General features: G+C 54.5%; 11 protein-coding genes. 4 read left to right on the top strand and 7 right to left on the bottom strand.

The features are described 5' to 3' along the window. Positions 1–28: 28 nt before the first annotated feature. The 6 genes from K0H80_RS14615 to K0H80_RS14590 are packed head-to-tail and all read right to left on the bottom strand — an operon-like array spanning position 29 to position 5,749. Positions 29–775 (bottom strand): SDR family NAD(P)-dependent oxidoreductase, encoded by a 747-nt coding sequence (locus tag K0H80_RS14615; protein WP_220072048.1) that lies wholly within the window; start codon positions 773–775, stop codon positions 29–31. Between the two features lie 14 nt (positions 776–789). Further along, positions 790–1,557, bottom strand: coding sequence for an SDR family oxidoreductase (locus K0H80_RS14610; RefSeq protein ID WP_220072047.1), 768 nt, complete (start codon positions 1,555–1,557; stop codon positions 790–792). Positions 1,558–1,561: 4 nt separating this feature from the next. Next, a complete protein-coding gene (locus K0H80_RS14605; RefSeq protein WP_220072046.1) occupies positions 1,562–2,599 on the bottom strand; it encodes a phosphotransferase family protein in 1,038 nt (345 codons plus the stop codon). Beyond that, on the bottom strand, positions 2,596–3,858 hold the full coding sequence (locus K0H80_RS14600) for an acyl-CoA dehydrogenase family protein (protein ID WP_220072045.1): 1,263 nt from the start codon (positions 3,856–3,858) through the stop codon (positions 2,596–2,598). The genes K0H80_RS14605 and K0H80_RS14600 overlap by 4 nt, the downstream gene beginning before the upstream one ends. 11 nt (positions 3,859–3,869) lie before the next feature. Beyond that, entirely contained in the window at positions 3,870–4,544 is a 675-nt protein-coding gene (locus K0H80_RS14595) for a histidine phosphatase family protein (RefSeq protein WP_220072044.1), read from the bottom strand. A gap of 20 nt (positions 4,545–4,564) precedes the next feature. Continuing rightward, on the bottom strand, positions 4,565–5,749 hold the full coding sequence (locus K0H80_RS14590) for an acetyl-CoA C-acyltransferase (protein WP_220072043.1): 1,185 nt from the start codon (positions 5,747–5,749) through the stop codon (positions 4,565–4,567). Between the two features lie 187 nt (positions 5,750–5,936). Between K0H80_RS14590 and K0H80_RS14585 the strand changes: the two genes are divergently transcribed. The 4 genes from K0H80_RS14585 (at position 5,937) to K0H80_RS14570 (ending at position 9,751) form a co-directional block, all read left to right on the top strand. Continuing rightward, positions 5,937–6,833, top strand: coding sequence for a LysR family transcriptional regulator (locus K0H80_RS14585; protein WP_220072042.1), 897 nt, complete (start codon positions 5,937–5,939; stop codon positions 6,831–6,833). Between the two features lie 844 nt (positions 6,834–7,677). After that, entirely contained in the window at positions 7,678–8,331 is a 654-nt protein-coding gene (locus tag K0H80_RS14580; RefSeq protein ID WP_220072041.1) for a DJ-1/PfpI family protein, read from the top strand. A gap of 65 nt (positions 8,332–8,396) precedes the next feature. Further along, the gene (locus K0H80_RS14575; RefSeq protein WP_220072040.1) at positions 8,397–8,747 is read left to right on the top strand and encodes a hypothetical protein; all 351 of its coding nucleotides are present in this window, start codon (positions 8,397–8,399) and stop codon (positions 8,745–8,747) included. A gap of 653 nt (positions 8,748–9,400) precedes the next feature. Next, the gene (locus K0H80_RS14570) at positions 9,401–9,751 is read left to right on the top strand and encodes a hypothetical protein (protein ID WP_258406113.1); all 351 of its coding nucleotides are present in this window, start codon (positions 9,401–9,403) and stop codon (positions 9,749–9,751) included. A gap of 394 nt (positions 9,752–10,145) precedes the next feature. Here the strand turns inward: K0H80_RS14570 and K0H80_RS14565 are convergent, their stop codons facing one another. Then, complete coding sequence (locus tag K0H80_RS14565) at positions 10,146–11,606, bottom strand: aminoacyl-histidine dipeptidase (protein ID WP_220072039.1); 1,461 nt, start codon at positions 11,604–11,606, stop codon at positions 10,146–10,148. Positions 11,607–11,688: the final 82 nt, after the last annotated feature.

Below are 11,688 nucleotides of genomic sequence, written 5' to 3'. Positions count from 1 at the left end.
ATACCCTTGTTATTGTTGTGAATGAGGATCAGATGGCAGAGACGCCACCATCGATGGCAATGGCCTGGCCGGTCATAAAGCCGTTGTCCGGGTTGACCATGTGCAGCATGGCGCTGACCACCTCGTTTGGATCGGCCAGGCGGCGCATGGGGACGGCGCGGGTCAGCTGCTCGATTAGCGCGGGATTGACCCCCTCGGTCACCATAGGTGTTGGGGTGAAGAAGGGGCAGATGGCGTTGACCTGGATACCCTGGGCGGCAAACTCCAGCGCCGCGGTGCGGGTAATGCCGACTACGGCATGCTTGGCGGCCACATAGGGGGTCAGCTTGGGGGCGCCGTTAATGCCGGCCATGGAGGCGACATTTAAGATCGCCCCACATTTATGTTTCTGCATCAGAGGGATCTGCGCCTTCATGCCGAAAAACACCCCCTTGGTATTGATGGCGAAGCTAAGGTCCATGTCGGCCTCTGTGGTCTCTAGCAGGCTCTTCATGGGGGCCGAGATACCGGCATTGTTGATGGCGATATCCAGGCGGCCAAAACTCTCTTCGGCCAGCTGAGCCAGGGCCAGCTGATCGGCCTCGATGCTGACATCACAGCGCTGGCCGACCGCGCACTCGCCCAGCTCGCTGCACAGGGCGTCGAGCGCCGTGTCGTTAATATCACCCAGCACCAACTTGGCGCCCTGAGGGGCCAAACGCTGGGCCAAGAGCTTTCCAAAACCGCTGGCGGCGCCCGTGATGAGCACCACCTTACCTTCAAAATTCGACTGCATTGATTCTTCCTCTGTTAGAGCGTCAGGCCGCCATCTACCACCAGGGTTTCGCCTGTGGTGTAGCTGCTGGCATCGCTGACCAGGTAGAGCACGGCGCCGGCCATCTCGCTGGGCACGGCGTGGCGGCCCATGGGGATCCTGGCGATCAGCTGCTGATAGATCTTGTCGTTATTGAACAGGGCGCCGGCAAACTGGGTCTTGGTGAAACCGGGCAGCAGGGCGTTGCAGCGGATCCCAAGCGGGGCGCACTCTTTGGCGAAGGCCTTGGTCATGCTGACCACGGCCGCCTTGCTGATGGAGTAGATCCCCTGCATCTCCCCGGGCTGCAGCGCATTGACCGAGGCGGTGTTGAGGATCACCCCGTGGCCCTGCTCGCGCATCATGCGACCGGCGGTGACCGACATAAAGAAGTAGCCCCTCAGGTTCACCTCCATGGTCTTGTTGAAGGCGTTGAGATCCGTATCGAGGATATGGCCGAAGTAGGGGTTGGTGGCGGCGTTGTTGACCAGGATATCCAGCCTGCCGTGTTTGGCCTGGATCTGCTCGAAGGTGGCCTGGATGGCCTCGAGATCCCCCACATGACAGGCCATCGCATCGGCGCTGCCGCCATTGTCGATGATCTGCTCGGCCACCGCCTGGCAACCCTCGGCCTTGCGGCTGGCGACAATCACATGGGCGCCATAGGCGGCCAACAGCTCGGCGATGGCGGCGCCTATGCCGCGGCTGGCGCCAGTTACCAGGGCGATACGCCCGCTTAGGTCAAACAGTGATTTATTGTCCATGGCGTTACTCCTTAATCTGATCGGCTATGGCTTCCAGCGCCATTTCCGCCAGTGGCCCTACATGTTGGCCCAGCTCGGCGGCGTTCTTGTTGGAGGCATTACCATCGATGGCGCGCTTGGCGACGCCCTGGATGATGGCGGCCAGGCGGAAGAAGCTAAAGGCGATGTAGAAACCGAAGTTGTCTATCTTGTCTATGCCGGTGCGCTGGCAGTAGCTGTTCACATAGGCCTGCTCATCTGGGATCCCAAGCTCGGCAAGGTTTTTACCGCGAAGGCCTGATACTGTGCCTATGGCGGGCATGCGCATCTGCATGCAGAGATAGCCAAGATCGGCAAAGGGGTGGCCTAGGGTCGAGAGCTCCCAGTCCAGCAGGGCGACGGCTTTCGGCTCAGTTGGGTGGAACATCAAATTGTCCAGTCGGTAGTCGCCGTGGACCAAGGATACCCGGCCGTCATCTTGTGGAATGTTACTGCCCAGCCAGGTCATCAAGGCTTCCATCGCCTCTATATGACCGGTCTGCGAGGCGCGGTATTGGCTGCTCCAGCGGTCGAACTGGCGCTGAAAATAGTTACCGGGCCGGCCGTAATCGCTAAGGCCCACCTTGTCGATATCGACGTTGTGTAGCGCCGCTAATACCCGGTTCATCTCATCGTACAGCTGGCCACGCTCCTCGCGGCTCACCTCGGGCAGGGCGGCGTCCCAATAGATGCGGCCCTCGCAATATTCCATCAGGTAGAACATCGAGCCTATGACGCCGGTGTCTTCACACAGGTGATACACCTTGGCCACCGGCACATCTGTGTCGGCCAGCGCCTTGAGCACACGATACTCACGATCCACCGCGTGGGCGGATTTAAGCAGCTTGCCCGGCGGCTGACGGCGCAGCACATAGGTGCCGGACGCCGTCGTCAGCTTGAAGGTGGGGTTAGACTGGCCGCCGGCAAACTTCTCGACCTGCATTGGGCCCTTAAAGCCGGCTACCTGGGCCTCGAGATAGGGCTGCAGTGTATCGAGGTCCAGGTTTTCCACGGCGCGGCTCATGATACGGCTCCCACAGGTTTTGCAGCATGTTGAGACGCCAGGTTTTGGGCGTGAACGTCGCGGGCCAGGTTGCGACCCAGCTGCATCATATGCACCTGATCCGGGCCGTCCGCCAGACGGATGGAGCGGGTTATCGTGTAGGCCTTGGCCAGGAAGAAGTCTTGACTCAGACCACCGCCGCCGTGGAGCTGAATGGCGCGGTCGATCACGGCGCAGCCCATGTTGGGGGCGACAATCTTGATCATGGCGATCAGATCCTTCGCGGCCTTGTTGCCGCCCTGATCCATCTTGGCCGCGGCCTTGAGGGTCAGCAGGCGTGCCTGCTCGACCTCACAGGCCGACTTGGCGATGGCTTCACGCACAGACTGTTGCTTGCTCAGCGGCTTGCCGAAGGCGATACGGGTCTCGGCTCGCTCACACATCTGCTCCAGCGCGCGCTGGGCCAGGCCCACGGTGCGCATGCAGTGGTGAATACGGCCTGGGCCGAGGCGCCCCTGGGCGATTTCGAAGCCGCGTCCTTCACCCAGCAGCATGTTGCTCAGCGGCACGCGGACATTGTCGTAGATCACCTCTGCATGGCCCTCGGGGGCATCGTCATAGCCAAATACCTTCATGGGGCGCACGACCTTGACCCCTGGGGTGTTGGCCGGCACCAGTATCATAGACTGCTGCAGGTATTTATTGCTGTTATCGGGGTCAGTCTTGCCCATCACGATATGGATCTGGGTGTGATTGTTACAGGCGCCTGAGATATACCACTTGCGGCCGTTGATCACATACTCGTCGCCGTCGCGGACGATGGAGGTCTCGACGTTGGTGGCATCTGAGGAGGCGACATCGGGTTCTGTCATGGAGAAGGCCGAGCGGATCTCGCCATTTAGCAGCGGCTGCAACCAGCGTTCCTGTTGCTCTTTGTTGCCGTAGCGGGCCAGCACCTCCATGTTGCCCGTGTCTGGCGCGCTGCAGTTAAACACCTCAGAGGCCCAGTAGACCCGGCCCATGATCTCCGCCAGGGGCGCATATTCAAGGTTAGTCAGGCCCGGACTGAACTCGCCATAGACTTGGGGCAGGAAGAGGTTCCACAGGCCGGCGTCTTTGGCCTTGGCCTTCAGCTCGGCCAGGATAGCCGGCGACTCCCAGCGGTCGCCTTCTTCGACCTGTTGTTCCCACAGGGATTCGTTGGGGGAGATGTGCTCATCCATGAAGGCCAGCAGACGTTCGCGCAGCGCTTGTACTTTGGGTGAGAATTCGAAGTTCATGGTAGATTCCTTTAGCTGTAGCTGACCGAATCCCATCGGTCTGGACGATCCAGATGGGGGGTGGCATTGATGCCGGTAACATAGGTGGCGCTGTCAGAGAAATAACAGTGGGTGATCCCCGAGTTCTTGCTCTGCAAATTCAGGTTCACCACCGTCTGGGCGCCAAAGCCCATGATTTGGCTCAGGGCGATGCTGATGGCGCCGCCCGAGGTGGCAACCAGTGTGTTGCCCTTGGGCTGGCGGCGGGCGAAATCCAGCCCGTCGGCCACCCGCTGCTCAAAGGCCTGCCAGCTTTCCAGCGGCAACTCGGCGGGCAGGGCGTTCTCCGACCAGGCCAACATGGCGAGCCTGAGACAGGAATACACCTCGCGGGGATTACGCCAATCTTTGATGGCGTGCTGCGGGTTTGCCTCACCGAAGCCTTTCAGTAGCGTCATAAAGTCAAACTCATTGAAGCCAGGGTGGCATTCAAATTCAAGGCGGTGCTCAAGCCCTTGGCAGATCGCCTCGGCCGACTGGCGATGGCGCGCCATATCGCCGCAGATGATGCGCTCGAAGCGGACGCTGCGCTCTTTGAGGTACTCACCCAACCAGAGGCACTGCTGGGTGCCCAGGTCTGAGAGCTGATCATAGTTGGCGCTGCCAAAGGAGGCCTGACCGTGCCGGATGAGATAGAGCGCTGCCATCAGTCTGGTGCCGTGTCTTGCTAGGCGACTTCAAACAGACCGGCCGCACCCATGCCGCCGCCGATACACATGCCGACGACCACATATTTGACGCCGCGGCGCTTGCCTTCGATAAGCGCATGGCCCACCAGACGCGAGCCTGTCATGCCGTAGGGGTGGCCGATGGAGATGCCGCCGCCATTGACGTTGTAGCGGGCGGGATCGATACCCAGATGATCGCGGCAGTAGAGCGCCTGCACCGCGAAGGCCTCGTTGATCTCCCACAGTCCGATATCATCTATGGTCAGGCCGTGCTGTTTCAGTAGCTTAGGGATGGCGTAGATGGGACCTATGCCCATCTCTTCCGGCGCGCAGCCGGCTACCGCAATGCCGCGGTAGATGCCAAGTGGCGCCAGGCCACGCTGTTCGGCCAGTTTACGTTCCATCACCACACAGGCGGAGGCACCGTCGCTGAGCTGGCTGGCGTTACCCGCGGTAATAAAGCCACCTTCGATCACAGGCGCCAGATTTTGCAGGCTCTCCATGGTGGTCGATGGGCGGTTGCACTCGTCGCGCTCCAGGGTCACCTGTTGGTAGGAGAGCGCCTTGGTCTCGCGGTCCTGAATCGCCATAGTAGTGGTGAAGGGGACGATTTCGTCGTCGAAGTAGCCTGCCTCCTGGGCGGCCGCGGTGCGTTGCTGTGACATCAAGGCGTAGATATCCTGAGCCTCGCGGCTGACGCCATAGACCTTGGCCACGTGCTCGGCGGTCTTCAGCATTGGCATGTAGGCGTGGGGCTCGAATTGCATCACGTTGGGGTCGGCGTTATCGGCGGCCCACTTCATATATTCATTCTGTACGGCAGTGATGTTTTCCTGGCCGCCGGCAACCACTATCTGCTGATGATCGACGATGATCTGTTTCGCGGCCATGCCGATGGCCATCAAACCCGATGAGCATTGACGGTCAATGGTCTGGGCCGAGACGGTGTTAGGCAGGCCGGCGGCCAGCACGGCGTTACGGGCGATGTTCATCCCGGCGGTGCCGGCGGTGAGCACTGTGCCCATGATGGCATCATCTATCTCGCCGCCCTCAACCCCGGCGCGCTGGACGGCGTGCTTGATGCAGTGGCCCAGCATGGTTGGGGACTTGGTGTTGTTTAACGATCCGCGAAATGACTTTGCCATCCCTGTGCGGGCGGTGGATACGATTACGGCTTCTCTCATCTTGGGCTCCCTAAACTAGTGACGGATTGATGCTCAATCCTCGCATCTTTAATAATGGTTTAGACCGCCCGTTGGCGATCTTTGCGTTGAAAAAAGTATAGTGGCTGTACTAATATTTACGTACTTTATTATTTTGATACCTTGTTATTCATGTGATGTATATAACCAGCTGCCGATGGGAGCGCCAATGCGTCTACAAAATGTTGATTTAAATCTGTTTGTGGTGTTCGACGCCATCTACACCGAGCGCAACCTAACCCGGGCAGCCGAGCGTCTCTGTATCACCCAACCCGCGGTCAGCAATGCCCTGAGCCGGCTGCGAACCAGTCTCAACGATCCCCTGTTTATCCGTACTCCCAAGGCCATGATGCCCACGCCCGTGGCAGAAAATATGATAGGCCAGGTGCGCGAAGCCCTGAAATTGCTGAGCAGCAGCATGCACCTTGGGGACAGCTTCGACCCCCTACTTGCGGAGCATCATTTTCAGCTGGGGATGTTCGATGTGACCGAAGAGACCATGTTGCCATCCCTGCTTGCCGCCTTGCAGGTGCATGCGCCCAAGTTGTCTATCTCCAGCTATCCGGTATCGCGGGAGGAGATGCTCAAGGAGTTTGTTTCCGGCAGGCTGGACCTGGCCATCGACGCCCCTATAGTGACCCATCCCGACCTTTACCATCATCCACTGATTACTGTGCCCTATGTGTGCCTGGTGAGGAAGGATCATCCTGAGGTTGGCGATACCCTGAGCCTGGAGCAGTATTTGGCCCTCTCCCATGTTCATGTCTCCAGCCGCCGCCAGGGGGTAGGTTATGTCGATGCCGCGCTTAACCGTCTCGGCAAACATCGCAATATCCAGGTACGCACCAAGCATCACCAGGCCGCGCCCAAGCTGGTGGCCGAGACGAATCTGGCAACCACAGTACCCGAGAGCCTGGCGAAAAATACCGACCTTAAGGTGCTTAAGCTGCCCTTCGAGGTGGAGCCGATAGAGTGGCATCTCTACTGGCATCGCAGCGCCGATCAGGATAACGCCAACCGCTGGTTAAGGGAGTTTATTACTGCGCTGATGCAGGGGCAGGGGTAGATTGGCGAATGTTCGCCTGCCATTTTGGTCATTGAAATCTAGCTATTGCCTTGACCACCTTGTTTATTGGCTGGAAGGTTGAATGTCACACCTTCATCTTTATCTAACGCCTGCCCGGCGGGTGCCGTACAGGAAGTACCAATGTCGTGGTCACAGGGATGTGAAGGAACGACGTATGTGCAAGTACATTTTGTGACACGCTGTACGTCTTCAGACCTGCATGGATGCTGGAGAGGCGATTGAAGGTTGTAGCTTCATGGTTATCTATCACCTGCGGTGGGCTTATGTGCAAACACGTTTTTGGCTCGCTGTGAATATATCCCTATACGCTCCACGACGGCGTCCATGCCGTCGAGGGCCAAAAACGTGTTTACACTGGATATCTAACGTCTCTTCGATTTGGCTGTATTTGGTTCAGAAAGAAGAGCAACAGCTAACTTGGTTTTGCCCTAAAGTGTGTTGGCCTCGGAATGAAGGTTCGGCTTTCCAAAAGTTTTTTTGATTAGCATTTAACGAGATGCTCATTTATTAAATGAGTTGAAGGTCGTACCTTCATCGCCATCTAACACCTGCCCGGTGTGGCGCTCTTGATTGAATAAGTCGTAAGGCTGAAATTTTCGATATCTGGGGTTGAACTGGGGGAGGCTCGGATTTTTTGAGTGCTTTCTTCGTTGCTTGTGAGATATAACTCTGATAACCAATTGCCGTTATTGAATAAATTGGTTTTTAGGCGGCTGGGTGTCGCCTCTTTGATGTTCTGGCTAGTTTGCGGCTACAAAGATATAGCTAACTCACAGTAAGGCGTGATTCGATTCATAGCTAAGTGATTAAGGGTACAGGGATTATGTATAAAGTTGGCATCGTGTTGCTTGATGACTTTACCGATGTAGATTTCTTTTTGATGAATGACTTGCTGGGAAGAACCTCTGATAGCTGGACGGTCAGGATACTCGGCACTAAACCTGAGCATCATTCACAGCTAGGGATGACGGTGAAGACTGACGGTCATGTGTCTGAGGTAAAGGATCAAGATGTCGTTCTTATCACCAGTGGTTATCGCGGTATTCCCGCGGCGCTGCAAGATGAGAATTTTATGTCTGCCTTAAAACTCGACCCGAGCAGGCAGTTGATTGGCTCTATATGTGCAGGCTCCTTTGTGCTTCATGAGCTGGGGTTACTGAAGGGAAAGAAGCTAACGACAAACCCAGATGCTAAGGCGGTTCTGCAAGGCATGGGCGGTGATGTTCAGGATCTACCCCTGGTGATAGAGGGGAACATAGCAACCGCTGGTGGCTGTCTTTCTCTCCTCTATCTAGTGGGCTGGTTAGCCGAGCGTTTGTTTGACTCGGCTAAACGCAAGCAGATCCAGAGTCAGTTGATCCCCGCAGGGCAAATGGAGATATTTGAAACGCTTATTTCCGAGACTATCCAATCGGCCGAAGCCGCCTATGAGCATCGCTCGGCGTGTGAGAGTGATGCCGAGTCTTTGGTGGTTTAGGGAGTAAGGCCTGCTTAGGCGTTAGCTGGTAAGCGTAAGATTTAGAAGTAAATAAATGGAGTTATATGAATTTTCTGAAGCAAATGGTTATGAAACCACTGGAAGGCTATCTAGATCTAACCGCTTGGTTAATCTTTGCATGGCTGTACTTTCAAATCGTACTTTCTGCAACCGCAATTTTTTGTATGTTGAGTGTATTTGGATTTTATCTTTTTGACTTCGAAACGGCCTTAAATATCTGTTACGGCGCAGCTGGTGTCGGCGCTATTGCGGGTGTTGTTTGGGCCGAGAGTATTCGTAAAACACTCGGAATCGTTACTTTTCATGCTTACCTTCTTTCCACTCCCGAAATTGAAGGTTGGCGTGATAAACATGGAAACGTCATTCGTAAATGGAAAAAACAGGGGAGTCATTAGGGCGCCTGTTTGAATAGCATTTGGTGATACGCTGTACGTCTTCAGATCTGCATGGATGCTGGAGAGGCGATTGAAGGTTGTAGCTTCATGGTTATCTATCACCTGCGGTGGGCTTATGTGCAAACAAGTTTTTTGGCTCGCTGTGAATATATCCCTATACGCTCCACGGCGGCGTCCATGCCGCCGAGGGCCAAAAACGTGTTTACACTGGATATCTAACGTCTCTTCGACTTGGCTTCATTTGATGTGAGTAGGAGGGCTAGATGAGTGTTCGGCAGGTTGCCAAACTCTACTCGCTAGACTGCGCATCTATACAGGTATAATGGGATTTTGCAAAAAAGCGCCCCTTTCACTTCCTACTATGTAATCTTGCGGTTCTCGCTTTGTTTTTTGAAAATTCGTAACTAATTGATTAAGTTTAGTAAAAAACTGAGCATCAGCCATTTAATAGGGAGTGGTGGAGGTCTCGCCCTTTCTCTCAAATAAGCCAAGTCTCGCTTTATTTTCGGCAGCTTATTTTCTCCTTGTTATGTAATGCTGTTATTGATATAAATTTCAGATATTTAAAAAATTGCCGCGATGTACATTAGTAGGAAGTGATTTACATGAGCGGCATTCTCGCTAATAAGCGTTAGCTGAACAAGGAGAGTCTAGTGTTAAAAAAATGGATGTGGAAATTATTCACTTTGGTTTTTATTGGCTTTTTACTCGTTAATTCAGAACTAGTTGGACTTGCAATGTTTATTGATGTAATAGGTCTTGATCTGTTTTTAATGCTTTTAGAAGTCCAATTAATTGCTGTATTTGGTTTTTACTTTAATTCTTGGTTTAAACCAATTTTGCTGCCTATCTATAAAAAAATTCAAAAGCTAGACCCTTACTTTTTCATTCCTAAGTATCAGCATGTAAAGCAATTACCTGCATTGTTTTGTCATGCGATACCTGGCTTTATGTTATTAATTGTTGGTGGTTTAGTAATTAATCAAGATTCGGGTTTGGTATAAATATTCACCTAACAAGCATTCAACAGGGACCAAAAATCGCGAGCTGATTTTGCTTCGCAAAAAGTTTAGCCCACAATTTTTAGCCCGTTAATAGGGCGTTAGCCATCGAAATATTAATTTTAAACTCACATAGTAGAGCAAAAGTCCTAACGTAGAAATGTCCAAATATGATTCAGCTTTTGATTTTCGGATGATACAAGTAAAGGCCAAATCGAAGAGGCTGATAACTCGGTGGAAACACGCTTATGGCCTTCCGAGGCAATTCAAAACAATGAAGGTTAACGCTGGAGTTTGTTACGGTAAGAGCTATACCGTTGAATTCTTCAGCTAGGCAAGATTTGTTTGCCAATAAAAAAGGCGTCTCGTGAGACGCCTTTTCTCATCATTTACCTAATTACGCTTTCTCTGGAATACGTTCCAGCACGGCGAGAAGTAGCTTCCAGTATTGCTCGACGGTCTCGATAAGTACCATCTCATCTGGGCTGTGTGGGAAGCGGATGGTGGGGCCAATGGAGACCATATCCATCTCTGGGTATGGCTTCTTGAACAGGCCACACTCCAGACCCGCGTGGATCACCATTATGACGGGTTCTTTGTTGTAGATAGACTCATAGGTGTCTTTCACAATCGCCATCACAGGAGAGCTGCTGTCTGGCTTCCAGCCAGGGTAGGCACCGCTGAATTCCACTTCGGCACCGGCCAGGTTGCTTAGGGCGGTGAGGTAGCCTTCGACCTCTTCGCGGCCCGAGTCGATCAGCGAGCGGATGAGGCAGAGGATGCTTACCGATTCGGCTTCTGTGGTGATCACACCAACGTTGAGCGAGGTCTCGGTCACGCCTTGGATCTCATCGCTCATGCGCATCACGCCGTTAGGGCAGGCGTTTAGCAGGTCGATCAGTGTCTGCTGGGTGGCTTCACTCAACACCTGGGTGGCGGCCGGGATCTCGCTGAGGGTCAGCAGCATGTCAGGGTCGGCGATGGCCAGTTCCTGACGGACCAGATCGGTATATTCCTGGATCAGGGTTTCCAGGCGTGGCAGGTTTTCGCTCGGCAGCATGAAGCTGACGCTGGCCTCACGTGGGATGGCGTTACGCAGCGAGCCGCCGCTGAAGTTGGTTAGCTCCAGTGCCAGTTCGTCGGCGTGGTTAAACAGGAAGCGGGCCAACAGCTTGTTGGCGTTGCCACGACCCAGGTGAATGTTCACCCCTGAGTGACCGCCCTTAAGTCCCGAGAGTGTTAGGGTGTAGGTCGACAGGCTCGGCTCGGCCGCCTGCCATACCATAGGCACAGTGATCTGGGCATCGACGCCGCCGGCGCAGCCCATGTAGATCTCGCCTTCCTGCTCTGAGTCTGTGTTGATCAGGATCTCGGCGTCAAGGTAACCGGCTTCCAGACCGAAGGCACCTGTCATGCCAGCTTCTTCATCTATGGTCAGCAGCACTTCCAGCGGGCCGTGAGGGATGTCGTCACTGCCGAGGATAGCCAGCGCAGAGGCCATGCCGATGCCGTTGTCTGAGCCCAGGGTGGTGCCCTTGGCCTTAACCCACTCGCCGTCTACATAGGCTTCGATAGGATCTTTCTCGAAGTCATGCACCTTGTCGGCGTTTTTCTGCGGCACCATGTCGATATGCGCCTGTAGGGCCACGACTTTGCGATTTTCCATGCCAGGGGTTGCCGGCTTCTTGATGATCAGGTTACCGACCTTGTCTTCGACAACGCTGAGTTGTTTGTCTTTGGCCCAGTTTTGGATGTATTGGCTTAGCGCCTGCTCATGCTTGGAAGGGTGGGGAATGGCGCAGATCTGTTCAAACCACTGCCAAAGTGCCTGAGGTTGCAATTGACTTAATGTGCTCACGGACAAACTCCTCTGTAATAAAGGTCTTTGAGGTCAAATTTGGCGATAGTCTATCATAGACTCTAGTGGTGCGGGGGCATGA

Source organism: Shewanella aegiceratis, assembly GCF_019457495.1.
GTDB classification, from domain to species: Bacteria; Pseudomonadota; Gammaproteobacteria; order Enterobacterales; family Shewanellaceae; genus Shewanella; species Shewanella loihica.
The sequence above is the reverse complement of the archived record's forward strand: the minus strand, read 5'-3'. Positions and strand labels throughout refer to the sequence as shown.